The 14,608-nt window shown below is 51.0% G+C and carries 13 protein-coding genes and 1 tRNA gene; 2 read left to right on the top strand and 12 right to left on the bottom strand.

The window, feature by feature from the left end; all coding sequences use genetic code 11:
- Nucleotides 1–117 precede the first annotated feature (117 nt).
- The 4 genes from VMF88_09560 to VMF88_09545 form a co-directional block, all read right to left on the bottom strand.
- Entirely contained in the window at nt 118–3,591 is a 3,474-nt protein-coding gene (locus VMF88_09560) for a hypothetical protein (protein HTY11304.1), read from the bottom strand.
- A gap of 166 nt (nt 3,592–3,757) precedes the next feature.
- A tRNA-Leu gene (locus tag VMF88_09555) sits at nt 3,758–3,843 on the bottom strand.
- 57 nt (nt 3,844–3,900) lie between these two features.
- Nucleotides 3,901–5,226: a (Fe-S)-binding protein gene (locus tag VMF88_09550; GenBank protein HTY11303.1), complete on the bottom strand. Its 1,326-nt coding sequence runs from the start codon at nt 5,224–5,226 to the stop codon at nt 3,901–3,903.
- Between the two features lie 14 nt (nt 5,227–5,240).
- The gene (locus VMF88_09545; GenBank protein HTY11302.1) at nt 5,241–6,698 is read right to left on the bottom strand and encodes an FAD-linked oxidase C-terminal domain-containing protein; all 1,458 of its coding nucleotides are present in this window, start codon (nt 6,696–6,698) and stop codon (nt 5,241–5,243) included.
- 124 nt (nt 6,699–6,822) lie between these two features.
- Here VMF88_09545 and VMF88_09540 point away from each other — a divergent pair, with 124 nt between their 5' ends.
- Nucleotides 6,823–8,208 (top strand): tyrosine phenol-lyase, encoded by a 1,386-nt coding sequence (locus tag VMF88_09540; GenBank protein HTY11301.1) that lies wholly within the window; start codon nt 6,823–6,825, stop codon nt 8,206–8,208.
- A gap of 42 nt (nt 8,209–8,250) precedes the next feature.
- Here VMF88_09540 and VMF88_09535 read toward each other — a convergent pair whose 3' ends face one another.
- The 6 genes from VMF88_09535 to VMF88_09510 all read right to left on the bottom strand — a co-directional run bounded on the left by VMF88_09535 (nt 8,251) and on the right by VMF88_09510 (nt 12,598).
- Nucleotides 8,251–9,015 carry a hypothetical protein gene (locus tag VMF88_09535; GenBank protein ID HTY11300.1) on the bottom strand — a complete coding sequence of 255 codons (765 nt, stop codon included), beginning with the start codon at nt 9,013–9,015 and terminating at the stop codon, nt 8,251–8,253.
- Nucleotides 9,016–9,159: 144 nt separating this feature from the next.
- Nucleotides 9,160–10,311 carry a molybdopterin-synthase adenylyltransferase MoeB gene (gene moeB, locus VMF88_09530; GenBank protein ID HTY11299.1) on the bottom strand — a complete coding sequence of 384 codons (1,152 nt, stop codon included), beginning with the start codon at nt 10,309–10,311 and terminating at the stop codon, nt 9,160–9,162.
- A complete protein-coding gene (locus VMF88_09525; protein ID HTY11298.1) occupies nt 10,312–10,596 on the bottom strand; it encodes a MoaD/ThiS family protein in 285 nt (94 codons plus the stop codon).
- 25 nt (nt 10,597–10,621) lie between these two features.
- Nucleotides 10,622–11,044: a M67 family metallopeptidase gene (locus VMF88_09520; protein ID HTY11297.1), complete on the bottom strand. Its 423-nt coding sequence runs from the start codon at nt 11,042–11,044 to the stop codon at nt 10,622–10,624.
- Nucleotides 11,037–11,972 (bottom strand): cysteine synthase family protein, encoded by a 936-nt coding sequence (locus VMF88_09515; protein ID HTY11296.1) that lies wholly within the window; start codon nt 11,970–11,972, stop codon nt 11,037–11,039. Before VMF88_09515 ends, VMF88_09520 begins: the two co-directional genes overlap by 8 nt.
- 83 nt (nt 11,973–12,055) lie before the next feature.
- The gene (locus tag VMF88_09510) at nt 12,056–12,598 is read right to left on the bottom strand and encodes an HDIG domain-containing protein (GenBank protein ID HTY11295.1); all 543 of its coding nucleotides are present in this window, start codon (nt 12,596–12,598) and stop codon (nt 12,056–12,058) included.
- An 81-nt stretch (nt 12,599–12,679) separates the two neighbouring features.
- Between VMF88_09510 and VMF88_09505 the strand changes: the two genes are divergently transcribed.
- Entirely contained in the window at nt 12,680–12,922 is a 243-nt protein-coding gene (locus VMF88_09505) for a hypothetical protein (GenBank protein ID HTY11294.1), read from the top strand.
- A 12-nt stretch (nt 12,923–12,934) separates the two neighbouring features.
- Here VMF88_09505 and nth read toward each other — a convergent pair whose 3' ends face one another.
- Complete coding sequence (nth, locus tag VMF88_09500; protein ID HTY11293.1) at nt 12,935–13,597, bottom strand: endonuclease III; 663 nt, start codon at nt 13,595–13,597, stop codon at nt 12,935–12,937.
- Nucleotide 13,598: 1 nt separating this feature from the next.
- Nucleotides 13,599–14,579, bottom strand: coding sequence for a hypothetical protein (locus tag VMF88_09495; protein HTY11292.1), 981 nt, complete (start codon nt 14,577–14,579; stop codon nt 13,599–13,601).
- Between the last annotated feature and the right edge of the window lie 29 nt (nt 14,580–14,608).

Genomic DNA, 14,608 nt, shown 5'->3' with positions numbered 1-14,608 from the left:
ACACTTTTCTCACATCATCAAAAAAAAGTCCCGCTTGAGGCGGGACTTTATAATGCAGTGATAAAATATACGGTACCGGATACTTAGAAGCAAGTAAAATATTGTTTTTGAAAAGTCTCAGAAAAAGGCTCTAACTTCGGCCTTTGCAGTGTGCACAGGGGTATGAGATTGCTCCGACCTGCCGTTATACTGCAGTGAAGACTGAAGGTTGCCGCTGAGCCGATAATCGAACGACACATCCCAAAGAAATGTTTTTCCCTGCACTCTTCCGGCGGTAAGGTCGAACGGGACGACGGCTCCCGCAGCGTTGTTTTCGAGCGAAAGCTCCTCACGGGAGAAATCAATCCTCATCTGGCCGCTCCCGCGAAAAGAGAGGATTGTCCGGAGTGATTGGGCATTCAGGCTGGCAATGATCGGTACGACGGGATAGTCATCTTCCGACCGGGAGGCTTCGATCTTGAATCCTACCTCTATATTTTGTTCCGGCCGGTATGCATAATCCGAGATGAGATCGTCCGAACCGATGACCTGAGAGCGGCCGCTTGCCAGCGAAGCGGCGAGATTATCCTGCTTGTTCGCATAATCGATCTGATTTGAAATTTCGGAGACAAGCTGCCAGCGGATCCTCACCGATCGTTCGCGATTATAGGTCTGTTCATACCCTGTGCTATACTGCCCCCCTCCATCCTGCTGGAGAAACCTGAACCTGAAAGACAGGTCCGACCTGTTTTCAAAGAGGAAGAGATCCTGCTGGATCAGCTGGCTGCCGAGCAGCGTGGTGGCCGGGCTGAGAAAGTGATCGAGATTCAAAAAATAAATCTGATTCGTTTGAGGGTCGGTGCTTTTTTCTTCGATCTTCATATAGCTTTCGGTCGTAATGATAGAAGCCGCCTTTTGAAACCAGTTCGACGGGGCAGAGATGATTTTGGCCGGCGCGAGTCGGAGACGAAACGATGTCTTGACGTTCACGACCGGGTCGAGCTGATCGGTCGGGACGGTAATGACGGTATAATTGCCGTCGTAACGGCTCAATTGAAATTGGCTTTCGTCCGTTGCGTTCACCGCTCCGGTGCCGACCCAAACATATTGTCCCTGTCCGACGGGAACCTGGACAAACACCCGCTGCAATTCCGCCGACCGTTCGCTCGATGCTTCATAGTACACATCGGCATCGACGGCGCGCTGGAATGGCGTGTACCGTGACTCTGTTCGCACCAATGTTGTCCGGACATCGGGGTTTGAAAGTTTGAATTCGTCGGAATATGTTCTATCCCGGAAAATAACGCTCAGCGATGAGGAAAAGTTTTGAATTTCGGATAACGACCAGCCGTACGATTGAGTGATCGACTTTGATTCTGGATCCAATCTGCCTTCAAAGGCCGCATCGTCAGAACGGAATTCGAACTCGCTGGAAAGGTTCATGCCGTAGATTCCCTTGAGGGCAAACTTCGGCGCGAGCGTGGTGAAACCGAAGCTTGCGTTGTCAAGCGAATCGGCAGTCGCGGTCTCTATCGACCGGTCCTCGTGTTCGAAATGGAAGCTCGGGAGGAATTTCTTAAACGCGTACGAAAGAGAACCGCTTTGCCGTACCCAATCATTTTCTGCGTTTGCGATCCCTTGGGAGCTTTTGACCTGGTCGATAGAGTAGTCGACCTTCGGCAGCGAATCGTCCGACAATCGCACAAATCCTTCCCTCCGGTCGGCCGAGAACTGCGGCCCCAAATTGTTCGAGCCGATCGAACCTCCGACGGCAAGAGTTTGGATCGGATGGTATGTGAGGTTTGCTTCGCGGATCTCCTCCGACGAGGGCTGAAGATTGACCGTGCTGTCGATGCTCCATTCTCTGCTGAACTCCACATTATCAATCCGGTCGATCGGGGAAAAACTCTTATTAGTGTATCTGTCCGATAACGAAAGGTCAAAGGATCCGATGTTCGCGCCTGCGACCCTGACGTTTGCAGGAGAAAACTCCGCCGAGAATTTGGTCGCATCGCCAGTCACCTGATCATTCGGCGTGAACCTGTTCGGGTTCAGGCTGCTTGCTGCGAATTCACCGTTTACGGTCAGCTCTTTCGTCACACGGATGGATGTATTCACGTCCGCAATTTGCTGCAATTGAGGAGCCGGCAGGATAATGATGGGCAGGTAACTGCCATTGTGAGGCCCGACGTAGCGGTATTGTCCCAGCAACACATGCGTGTAGTCTCCTGCTCCCGATCCCACGAAAGAGAACGTTACGTTGAATTGGGCCTGATATGTCCCGGGGGCAAACTCGTAAATTCTTGTTAAATTTCCCGCCACGAGAGTATCGACTGCTGCGTATTCTCCTTTTCCGATATTCAATGAGTCCACGCCCACCGAGTCTGCTCCGGATAACGTGGCTGGCTTCCCTCCGCTTTGCGACAGCACGGCTTTATCGCTGTCGCTCAGCGAAATGTTAATGGGGGCATTCTGATCGTCCCCTTCCTGGGCGTACATCACTGAAAATTTCATTCTGTCGGAAAGCGCTTTGACATTTGCGTCGACGGCAAAAAAGTTCCTCTCATACGACTGATCGGTGTATTGAAAGTCTACAACGATACGTGAGACACTTGTAATTAACCTCTTGGAAGAAAAGGTGATTTGAGCGCTTGAATAATCAATGGCATAGTCATTCGCCTCCCCTCTGACCATGATATTCCCGTCGATATAAACTTTCTCGGTCCCGGCGATGATAACAATATTGTTCTCATTATTCTTCCCATAGAGTTGGTACGGCCCTTGCACCCCGTCGATCCCTGGAAATTGGTTTGTGTTAAATTTACCGCGCGAGGTTGCGCCGGTCACCGTGACGGTCCCCGAAAGACCGTTGGAGGTGAAATTTGCGGTTCCTTCTGCTCCCTGGAGCTTTCTGCTTAGCTTGCCGAATTCACCATCGGACATGTCAAAATAGAAATCGCCCAAAGTCGCGGAATAATCAGCGCTTTTGATCTGGACAAATACGTTATCCAATTCCTGCAGAGTCTGGGTATTTCCCTCTGGCTGGAGGGGCGTGTTTTCATCGGTCAATGCAGCCTGAATTTCGACCTCGGACGACAGTTTTCCGGAGAACTGCAGACGGAACCCGGAATTCAGCGTTAGATCCCTGTTGGTACCGACGGTAAACCCTCGAAAAATGGACCCGCTCTTTTGCAGATCAGGCCCGAAGATATTATCCAGCGCTCCTGCCGTGGAGGTCGTCGCGACGACTGTTGTCGAACGGTTTGTAAGAGAGTCATGTTTGATCAAATATTCTTTATGCCGATAGACAGGCTGAAATGAAAACGGTAAAAAGCTATAGCATATAGCGATAGAATGTTTTCTTACCTTAAAATTTATCGCTTGCTGAATGGAGACATGAACCATCCCGGTCGAATAGTCGAGAGTATAATCTTGCTGCCTGGTCAGTCTCATCGAATCCAGGTAGATCGATTCAGTGTTGGGGATGATAATGCCGTGGCTAAGCCGGAACGAGGTATCCGGCTGAAGGATCTGAAATTGGTCGATTTCGGGAGCAATGACGATCGAGGTTTGTGCGCTTGCTGCTCCGGATGCGAGCAAGAACACAATCAAGGTTAGGGGGAGAAAAGTTAAATGTATTTCGGAGGTCAGTCGCAAAGGAAACAACGATAGTTTTCATAAAACTACATTGTAGAAACTTGATGCTTGACCTCCGCAACGTTCGACGCCCCTTTAATCGAACATTAGATGCTATCGTGATGTCCTTTATTGACCTTAGTACCAAAGGAGGGACTCGAACCCTCACCTGGGGTAAGCCAGACTGGATTTTGAGTCCAGCGCGTCTACCAATTCCGCCACTTTGGCAAGTGCAAAGTAAATATAGCAAACTTCGCTCAGCAAGGCAATAGATGAAGGGGCGTGTTATTCGTATCCCCTTTTCAAGAGCGTCGCGAGATGTAAGACCTGGATATCTTGGTGATGCAGTCTGGTTCCGTACGTTATTTGTGATAGGCAGCCTGGATTATTCGCTACGATAATGTCGGCCTCCGATCTTTCAATGTTCAGCATTTTTCGGTCCAGCAATTTCATCGAATCGTCATACCGAACAACATTGTAAATTCCCGCGCTGCCGCAGCACCATGAAGCTTCCGGAAGTTCGACAAGCTCTACTCCGGGGATCGAGGCGAGAATTGCGCGTGGTTCCGCCGTAATGTGCTGGGCGTGGGCCAGGTGACAGGCGTCGTGGTATGCAACACGGGCATTCACGGCCCGCGTGGGCCTCTTAAAATCGATGGAGAGTAGGAATTCCGTCAGATCTTTCACCTTGGCAGCGATGGCCTTTGCTTTTTCGGCATATTCATCGTCGCCGGCAAGGTAGCGGCCGTATTCTTTCATAAATGCGCCGCAGCCGGCGGAATTCATAACGATCGCTTCGAAGTTATAGCCGGAGAAAACATCGATGTTAAACCGGGCAAGTTTACGCGCGGTGCCAAAGTCCCCGTTATGTGCATGCAGCGAACCGCAGCATTCCTGCATTTTAGGCAGAACGACCTCGCAGCCATTGTGCAGCAGAACGTCAATGGTACCTTGATTGACCTCAGCAAAGGCAACGTTCATGATACATCCGGAAAGAAAAGCGACGCGATGTTTTATTTCCCCCGGCGGTGTGATGATCTCCGGATGCGTTTCATCAAAAAACTTTCGGTCAATGCGCGGAGAGAGGTGCTGGAGTTGTTCCATTCTCGGGGCGAACAATTTCATTGCACCAGAGGCGACGAGAAAATTCTCGATCCCTGAATTTTGATAAAAACGGAGCGCCTTCGCAGCTGCTTTCAATATTGACTTTGAACCAAGGATGTACTGGAAGGAGATCTTTCGTAACAGCTTCTCTTTCCACGACAGTTTTCCCTGAGTCGACACCTGATCCCGTGCCGTTTCCACTAAAGCTCCGTATTTGACTCCTGCGGGACATGCAGTTTCACAGGCCTGACAATCGAGGCAGAAATTCATTTCGTCAATGAAGCCGTCCGTCATCCCCATCTCGCCGTCGGCTACGGCTTTCATCAAACGGATGCGGCCGCGGGGGGATGATTTTTCAAGGCCGGTGATCGAGAATGTCGGGCATACAGGAAGGCAGAGGCCGCAGTGCATGCAATTAGTGATGAAGTCATAACTCGGAATGTCGACGCCGGCAAATCCACTGTTGTTCTTTGATTGCGCGGCGTTCTTTTTTTTAGACGATTCCATGCGCTATCTGGTCATCACGTCCATGCACCCAATGCTTCAAACCTCTTGATCTGTTCCCTGCTTTGCGGAAGGTTCCCCTCGCATTTCGGTTTGATGGAAAAAATCTTTCCGGGATTCAGCACTCCTTGCGGATCGATCGAGGATTTTATCGTTCGCATCATTTCTACGGCCGGGATGCCTGCAACGTTCGGCAGAAATTTTTTCTTTGCCAATCCCGTTCCATGCTCCCCCGTAATGGTCCCCCCCATCCTGATCGATTCGCTAAAGATCTCCTCAAACGCCGATTCGGCTCTGTGAATTTCGTCCTTGTCCCGCTCATCGGTCAGACAGGTCGGATGAAGATTCCCGTCACCGGCATGCCCGAAAATGCCGAAGGTCACGCTGTATTTTTTAGCGATCCGGTCAATGCGTTCGAGCATTTTGGCAATTTCACTTCTCGGCACAGTGACATCCTCTAGAATGGTGGTTGGCCGAACACGTGCCAGCGCCGAAAAGGCCGCACGCCTCGCGGTCTTCAAGCGAATCGCATCGGACTCAGATTGCGCGAGATTGATCTCGATGCATTCATGCCGTTTACAGAGTTCAGCGATCTTGACCGAATCTTCATTGACAACAGGAGAACGGCCATCCACCTCGATCAGCAAAAGCGATTCAATGGAGGTCGGCAGCCCAAGATGCGTATATTCTTCCACGCACTTGATCGTTGTTTGATCCAGGAATTCGATCGTCGCCGGGATGATGTGAGCAGCGATGATCGCGGAGACTGCTTCGGCGGCATCCTGGCGGGACCGGAAATACGCCAGCATTGTTTTGCTGGCTTCAGGCTTAGGGATCAGTTTCAGCAAAATATTCGTAAAAACGCCGAGGGTTCCCTCCGATCCAACGAAAAAGTCTTTCAGGTTGTAACCGGCAACATCCTTGACTACCTTTCCCCCCGAGAATATTATTTCGCCGGTCGGGAGGACCGTCTCAAGTCCCAGGATATAATTTTTTGTTACGCCATATTTCAAGCCGCGCAAGCCACCGGCGTTTTCTGCAACATTCCCGCCGATCGTACAAATGTTCATGCTGCCGGGGTCCGGAGGATAAAACAGCCCCAATTTCTCGACAGATGCGTGAAGATCGGCGGTAATGACCCCTGGTTCAACAAGAGCGGTAAGGTTCTCGGTATCAATTTCCAGAACTTTATTCCAATGCGACATCAAAAGGACAATAGAATTTTCAACCGGGATGGATCCGCCGCTTAGTCCCGAACCCGAGCCACGCGGCACAATGGCGAAGTGCTCCTCGTTCGCAAGGGCGAGAAGAGATGCTATTTGTTCTTTGTTTTGGGGAATTACAATGGCATCGGGGAGCGAATGGAGCAGCGGCGTGCCGTCATACGAATACGAGATCCGGTCCTCCTGGGAATCGAAATAGCGATCCTTGCCGGCGATCTGTGAAATTTTCTGAAGGACGGTCGGTTTGATCATTGAAGCTAATGTGTCTTGGGAGAGAGGGCGTTGAACATCGGACGGGAAATCGGTATATTGACAGCGTTTAGGTTATGATACCAAAATCAATTTCGAAAGTCAACGAACTACATTCGGAGCTTGTATGGGAAAATTAGAACGACGGTCATGGGCCGAGCCTTTCAAGATCAAGGTCGTTGAGCCATTGAGGATGACCACGCGTGAAGAACGCCTTGCGGCGATCAAAGAAGCAGGGTACAATACGTTTTTGCTTCGCTCGGAAGATGTGTACATCGATTTATTGACCGACAGCGGTACGAACGCCATGAGCGATTACCAGTGGGCAGGCATGATGTTGGGAGATGAAGCATACGCCGGGAGCAAGAATTATTATCATCTTGAAGAGAATGTTCAGAAGTATTACGGCTATAAATATCTGGTACCCACGCATCAAGGGCGCGGCGCCGAGCACATTATCTCTAAATTGCTGATCAAGCCGGGCGATTACGTCGCCGGCAACATGTATTTTACGACAACCCGACTGCATCAGGAATTGGCTGGCGCCACCTTTGTCGATGTTATCATCGACGAGGCGCACGATGCGCAAAATATGCATCCGTTCAAGGGGAACATCGATCTTCAGAAATTGGAGGACTTGATAAAAAAAGTCGGCGAGAAGAAAATGGCCTACCTCACAGTCGCCGCGACAGTGAACATGGCCGGCGGACAGCCCATCTCGATGGAAAATCTCCGCCAGGTACGCTCCTTGGCGAAGAACTACAACATTAAGGTCATTCTTGACGCTACGCGGGCAGTGGAGAACGCTTATTTCATAAAAGTACGGGAGAAAGGTTATGAAAAGAAATCCATTTCCGAAATCCTGAAGGAATTATGTTCATACAGCGATGGTGCGACAATGAGCGGCAAAAAGGACCTGCTTGTCAATATCGGAGGGTTCCTGGCATTGAACGATTACGACGTTTTTGAAGAAGCGCGGAATATGGTCGTGGTGTATGAAGGGCTTCACACCTACGGCGGCATGGCGGGGCGCGACATGGAAGCGATGGCGCGAGGGATCGAGGAAGCGGTTGAAGAATCGCACATCAAGGCAAGGATCGGCCAGATAGAATATGTTGGGGAAAGATTGCAGAGCATCGGCGTTCCGATCGTTCTCCCGGTCGGGGGGCATGCGATATTTTTGGACGCCAAGAGATTCCTTCCCCATATTCCCCAGATAGAATTCCCGGCACAGACGCTGGCGGCGGAATTATACATGGATTCGGGGATCCGTTCAATGGAACGCGGCATCGTTTCAGCGGGGCGAAAAAAAGAAACGGGCGAGAATTATTTCCCGAAACTTGAGCTTGTGCGCCTCACGTTCCCCCGTCGTGTTTATACTCAGGCCCATTGCGATGTTACCGCTGAATCGGTCGAAGCAGTATACGAACAGCGCGGGAAGATCAAGGGAATGAAGATGGTCTATGAGCCAAAGTATCTCCGGTTCTTCCAGGCTCGTTTCGAACGGCTTTGATACATCGAATGACTGAGTCGGATCCTTTTCATCAACGTCATATTAGTTGAAGAAGCCGAACATGATGCCTGCAGTGATCACCGGTCCTTCGGTCTTGAGATTTCCCGGAACGTTAAGGATGTCCTGATTCTCTTCAAGCTTCCACGTCGCTCCGGTCATATACGGATAACTGACGCCCACCCGCAATTGGAACCAGCGGAGCATTGCGTACTCGATGCTGGCATGCGGTTGCAGACAGAAGAAGGATCCGTTCAAATGCCGCGTCACATTGATGGTTGAATCGTTGCCGCCGAACTGCGACCAGAGGGTGTTCCATTGTTTGTACGCTCCATTGTCGGCGGACGTCGTAATGTCGATGCCTCCGCCGCCGATCGTGACGCCCGCCGCAAAATCCACCTGACCGCCGAGCGGAACCACATAATCGATGAGAAACCCGCCATACGAAACATGGTAGTCGACATTTTTTTCAATATTCGTGACGGGGTCGAAACTGGTTGAGGAAACGGTGCCGGTCACTCCGCATCCCCCCATGCGGACATTTTTCAGGAACATGATATACCCGTAGCCTTCGCCTCCGGCGAGATACATCGGCTGGTCTTTCAGCAGGGGCATTCCCGCGGTCTTGAGGGCTGAGTTGATCCCGTCAAAATTGAAGAGCCCCCAAGCAGGAGTGAATCCCCCCGCCCCGCCGACTTTGGTTTTCGCCCTGAATGGCGGATTGGTCTCCGAAGTTGATTCCTGATCTTGTGCAAATGATGAGAAGGTAAGCAGAATGACAAGAGGGGCGGCAGCAAGAAGCGATTTCATGGCATTATCCTTTCCGGAAAGATCCTGAGGGTAAATCTGCATCTTGTACGGAAAGGAAACAATATTGTTTCAGACGTCAGCCGCCGGGGCACGACGGCACAAAAGGACTTAAGGTGCCTTTCCGTTTCGCGGCCATGAAAAAACCTAGTAGCGCGGCATTGTCGGGTCGATGACCTCCGCCCATTCATCGATCCCGCCGACGAGATTTTTCACCTTCCGGAAACCGGCTTGCTTCATGAATTCCACAGCCTGCCGGCTTCTTCCGCCGACCTTGCAATGGACGACGATCTCTTTCGCCGTATCAAGTTCGTTGATGCGCTTCGGCAGATCGCGAAGGGGGATCAAATATCCGTTCAAGTTGCAAATCTGGTATTCCTGCGGTTCACGGACGTCGAGGATAAAAAGGTCGTCCTTCTTGTCGAGCCGCTGCTTCAGTTGGTCGACGGTAATTTCGTATTGCTCTTCGCGCGTGAACGTATCCCAGCCGGCTTGTACGCCGCAGAACGCTTCATAATCGATGAGCGATGTAATGGTGCGGTGCTGTCCGCAGACAGGGCAATCAGGGTTCTTTCTCAGCTTGAGTTCCCGGAATTTTGTTTTCAGCGCATCGAACAGGAGAAGCCGTCCCGCTAACGGTTCCCCTTTTCCGATGATCAATTTCACTGCTTCGTTTGCCTGAATCGTGCCGATGATCCCTGGAAGAATTCCAAGCACCCCCCCTTCCGCGCAGCTCGGTACCAGGCCTGGCGGAGGCGGTTCAGGATAGAGGCAACGGTAACATGGGCCGTCCTTCGTCGCAAACACCGACGCTTGGCCTTCAAAACGAAAGATACTTCCATAAACATTGGGTTTGCCGGTGAGGACGCAAGCATCGTTCACGAGGTAGCGTGTCGGAAAATTATCCGTCCCATCGATGATAATATCGTACTCTGCAAACAGCCCTAACGCATTCTCCGAGTTAAGATGCATTTCGTGAGTTTCAATCTTTACGAACGGGTTGATCCCTTCGAGCCGCTCTTTTGCCGATGCAAGCTTCGGCCGGCCGACATCTTTTGTGGAGTGCAGGATCTGACGCTGCAAATTCGAATAATCGACGACATCGAAATCGACAATTCCAATCCTGCCTACGCCCGCCGCCGCAAGGTAGAGGCCCAGCGGCGAGCCGAGGCCTCCAGCGCCGACAAGTAAGATGCTTGCGGCTTTCAGCTTCTTCTGGCCGTCCATGCCGACCTCCGGCATGATCAGGTGCCGGCCGTAGCGGCGAATCTCTTCTCCGGATAAATCGACGTTCGCCATCTATTCCCTCCCTCCGGCAATGGAAGGAATGATGCTGACCACATCTTTTTCAGCCACCTGCGTTGCCTCTTTTTGCAGATAGCGAATGTCCTCGTCGTTCACGTAGATATTGACGAAATTCCGGAGTCTTCCGTCGTCGGAATAAAGGTGTTTCTGAAGCGCCGAATGCCTGGTACAAAGATTTTTTAATCCTTCGCCGACCGATTTTCCCTCGACGGTGACCGATTCCTGGTTGTTCGTGAACTGCCGCAGGGGCGTCGGGATCAATATTTGGAACGACATCATAACTCCTTTGCTGATAATAGATAAATTAGTCTATAACAACGTGCTCTTCGTTGAATCTGCTTCGGTCGTTTTCCATCACCCAAGAATGAATATCATGGTATTTCTTATTCATCACGGAAATGATGATGTAAGAGAACCACGGGAAGGCGTGGTCGAGATCGTATTTGGAAGCTATGGATGGAGAATCAGGATGAGAATGATAGAACCCAAGGATATCGACCTTCTTTGCGCGTGACACTTTTTCGGCTTCCCGATAGTTGTCCGGCGTAATAAGAAAGCGATGATACCGTTCGGCCTCGTCGAATTGATTCTCGATGACAAACACTTCGTGAACCGCTCGTTGATCCCCGTTCACCTTGCCGAATAGCACTCCGCAACATTCATGAGGAAATGCTTCCTCTCCGTGCCGGCAGATTGCTTCAAAGGCCCCCTTTGAGAGCTTAACCATGCCGCTCCCAGATGCCTTCGCTCAAATACCGGGAACCGTCGTCGCAGAGGATCGTCACGATCACTCCCTCTGAAATATCCTTTGCAATTCTCATGGCCGCAGCGAGATTTGCGCCCGATGAAATTCCAACAAGCAATCCCTCCTCGTGCGAAAGCCTTTTCATCATTGCATGAGCTTCTTCCGTGGAAATCTCCATCGAATCATCCGCAACGGACGGGTCGTAAATTCCCGGGACGATCGCCGAGGGCATGTGCTTGAGCCCCTCGAGCCCGTGGAGCGGGGAGTCCGGCTGCACCGAAATACATTGGACGCTCTTCTTGAATTCCTTCAACTTGCGCGTTGTGCCGACGAACGTTCCGCTTGTTCCTAATCCCGCGACGAAATGCGTGATGCGGCCGTTTGTCTGGCGGATGATTTCCTCTGCCGTTCCGCTGTAATGGGCTTTCCAGTTCGCCGCGTTGTTGTATTGGTCGGAATAGAAATACTTTTCTGGATTTTCTTTGATCTCCCTTCTTACTTCCCTTTGCGCTCCGTCGGTTCCTTCGAGCGGGTTCGTCAGCGTCAGTTCGGCGCCGAAGGCGGAGATCATTTTTTTTCTCTCCTCGGACGCGTTCGAAGGCATGTAAATATGAACGCGGTACCCCAATGCGGCGCCGAACATCGCCAGTGCGATTCCCGTGTTCCCGCTTGTTGCATCGATAATGGTCTTATCGTGAGTGAGGATCCCCGAATTCTCGGCATCCCGGATCATGTTCAACGCAGCCCGATCTTTCACGGATCCGCTGGGGTTGTTCCATTCGGCCTTGGCGTACATTTCCACCCCATCGAGTTCTTTGCCGATACGCTTCATTTTCAAGAGCGGAGTATTCCCGACTAAATCGACGACGGTCCTGTGGAGCGTCGTCGGCCGCTTTGCCGCCTCAATCATTTCTAATTGATTACTGATTCTCATAAATGGCTTTTTGTCGTACTTCTTATAACACAAACCGATCCGTGAAGGTTCAAAAAAGGCTATAGCCCTAATTCGTTGGCGTTTGCTTTCAATGCATCGATGACAAATTGAATATGTTCGTCGAGTGGAATGCCAAGCTCTGCCGCTCCTTGGATAATCTCCTCCCTGTTGACGCTCCGCGCAAACGCTTTATCCTTCAACTTTTTCTTCACCGAGCTTACCTCCAGGCCTTCTATCTTCTTGTTCGGCCTCACGAGCGTGCAGGCGACAATAAACCCGCATAATTCGTCACAGGCGAACAATGATTTTGCCATCTGTGACTCGCGCCGAACCCCCGAATACGAGGCGTGCCCCAGGACCGCCGTCCGAACCTCTTCGGAATATCCCCTGGCTTTGAGGATCTCCGAACCTTTCATCGGATGGTCGGGAGCCTGAGGATACATCTCATAGTCAAAATCGTGGATCAATCCCGTGATTCCCCAAATCTCCTCGTCAGCAGAAAATTTTCTTGCGTACGCACGCATCGCCGTCTCAACCGACAGCGCGTGCTTTCGAAGGCTTTCGCTTTTCGTATACTCTTGCAAAAGCGCAAAAGTGCTCATTCGGTCCATTGAACCGGCCTTTCTTCTTTCATTTTCGGGGGGATGTTGCTACATTTACCTAGTTCATTAAAGGAATTTTTTATGACATTTTCAATTTTGGCAGCTCTTTTTCTCGTGATGCTCATGGCTGTTATTTTCTACGGCTACGGATTTATCATGAGGTCGAACAAACTCGACGGCAACGCCGGCACGGAACGGTGCACGATCTGCAGGGGGAAGTTTGACAAAGGGCAGCTTATCGAACGGGAGGTCGGAGATTCGAGACTAATCTATTTCTGCAAAACCTGCATTATTCACCTCTACGACGATGTCACCAAAGCCTGAATTTGCGGTGATCTAAGCCGCTGACGAAGGGCACAGATCACTGAGGATACAAAGCGTGCACTTCGGTTTTCTTGCCTCGCAGATCTTCCTTCCATGATGGATCAGCGCATTGCTGAAATGAACCCAGTCTTTCTTTTCCAGAAGCCCGCACAAGTCCAGTTCAACTTTCTCTGGGTTTGAAGATTCGCTCAGGTCAAGGCGATTGGCGAGACGGGCGACATGCGTGTCGACGATAATGCCGGAAGTAATGCCGAAGGCGCCGCTGAGGACGCAGTTTGCGGTCTTCCGGCCGACGCCCGGGAGCTGAATAAGCTCCTCCATCGATGACGGTACTTTTCCGCCATGCTTTTCGCGGATCGCTTTACAGCAGCTGATAATATTCTTTGCCTTGTTGTGAAAGAAGCCGGTCGAATGGATCGCCTCTTCGAGTTCTGCAGGAACTGCCTCAGCAAACGCAGCGACGGTCTTGTATTTCGCGAAGAGGGATGGAGTAACCAAATTCACCCGCGCGTCGGTGCATTGGGCCGAGAGAATGACGGAGATCAAAAGCTGTAGCGGGTTATCAAAACGGAGGGCCATCGGAACGGAAGGATACTCTTTTCGCAGGCGCGATTCAATTGAATGCGCGCGCTTTGATCTCTGCCCAGGTAAGTCCGCCTGCCCCTTTCCTTTCATGCTACGGAATGATCTCCTTCACGACAAGGGCAGCATCCGACGTCAACGCCGTTCTGACAATCTCGTTCTCAACGGCGCCGAGCCATTTAATGATCTCGAAGAGAAGTTTCTGATCGGGGATCATTCTGATGCGAAGCGTGAAATTATTTTCTTCCCGGAAAGGAAATTTACTCTGCCACAGCGACAGCTGGTGGAGATTAAATTCTTTAGAGAGCCGTTCAAAAATTTTTTCCGACTCCGCAACAAATTCTCCCCCTTTCATCCGCACGGTCTGGGGGAAGAGTGAAGCTTCCCAGGCAATCCCTCTCTGTTCTGCGGTCCCCACTGTTGAAAGGACATTGTAAACCCCCGTCCACATATTCTCTGCGAACTGCCAGATGCCGCCGGTGGCCATCGTCTTGCGGAAGATAAATTCCAGGACATCGAGATTAATTCCCGTTGCGAGGAGATAAACGGTTTCAAAGATATTTGAGGGAAGCTTCCCCTTCGTAAAGCCCAATTGTTTTAAGTTCAGCTTCCCGGCGGAAAGCATTTTCCGGATGAGGACGGAGACCTTCGTTTGCGACGTGACAATTCTTGCGTCCGGCAGAAGATACGAGACCCAGGCGGATTCGATCCCGATATTCGGCGAAGGAAGGACCTGTTCGGAATATTTCTCAAGAGCTTCCCTGATAATTCTCTGTACGTCTTCGTTGTCGGACTTTATCGGAGTCGACAGATACTGATTCAAGCTTCCCTTTGCAACCTGTGACGCCCTGTTTCTGGCCTCAAAAAGAGAGGCTTGAAAAGCGTCGCGCAGGGCGGCGGATTCGGCGAGAGTATTCTGAAGAGCATTTCTCAATTCCTCATGATACTTCACCTTCCCTAAAGTTTCGCCGAGCCCCTTTTGAGAATCGGCGGCTTCCGCGTTCGGACCTGCCTGATGAAGAACGGTATATGCGATCGTCCCCGAAGGAATGCCGAGTTCGCTAACGATGCTCATTTTTTTCTAGCCCCGGTTATGAATAGGTA

The sequence above is a fragment of the Bacteroidota bacterium genome (genome assembly GCA_035506275.1).
GTDB lineage: Bacteria > Bacteroidota > Ignavibacteria > UBA10030 > UBA8401 > JAGVPT01.
This window is presented reverse-complemented; position numbering and strand designations above follow the sequence as displayed.

Bases quoted from the DNA above. Each gene is read 5' to 3' on its own strand.
- VMF88_09510 (HTY11295.1), bottom strand. From the start codon at position 12,598: ATGAGCACTTTTGCGCTTTTGCAAGAGTATACGAAAAGCGAAAGCCTT.
- VMF88_09515 (HTY11296.1), bottom strand. From the start codon at position 11,972: ATGATTGAGGCGGCAAAGCGGCCGACGACGCTCCACAGGACCGTCGTC.
- moeB (HTY11299.1), bottom strand. From the start codon at position 10,311: ATGGCGAACGTCGATTTATCCGGAGAAGAGATTCGCCGCTACGGCCGG.
- VMF88_09540 (HTY11301.1), top strand. From the start codon at position 6,823: ATGGGAAAATTAGAACGACGGTCATGGGCCGAGCCTTTCAAGATCAAG.
- nth (HTY11293.1), bottom strand. From the start codon at position 13,597: ATGAAAGGAAAGGGGCAGGCGGACTTACCTGGGCAGAGATCAAAGCGC.
- VMF88_09545 (HTY11302.1), bottom strand. From the start codon at position 6,698: ATGATCAAACCGACCGTCCTTCAGAAAATTTCACAGATCGCCGGCAAG.
- VMF88_09535 (HTY11300.1), bottom strand. From the start codon at position 9,015: ATGAAATCGCTTCTTGCTGCCGCCCCTCTTGTCATTCTGCTTACCTTC.
- VMF88_09550 (HTY11303.1), bottom strand. From the start codon at position 5,226: ATGGAATCGTCTAAAAAAAAGAACGCCGCGCAATCAAAGAACAACAGT.
- VMF88_09525 (HTY11298.1), bottom strand. From the start codon at position 10,596: ATGATGTCGTTCCAAATATTGATCCCGACGCCCCTGCGGCAGTTCACG.
- VMF88_09495 (HTY11292.1), bottom strand. From the start codon at position 14,579: ATGAGCATCGTTAGCGAACTCGGCATTCCTTCGGGGACGATCGCATAT.
- VMF88_09520 (HTY11297.1), bottom strand. From the start codon at position 11,044: ATGGTTAAGCTCTCAAAGGGGGCCTTTGAAGCAATCTGCCGGCACGGA.
- VMF88_09505 (HTY11294.1), top strand. From the start codon at position 12,680: ATGACATTTTCAATTTTGGCAGCTCTTTTTCTCGTGATGCTCATGGCT.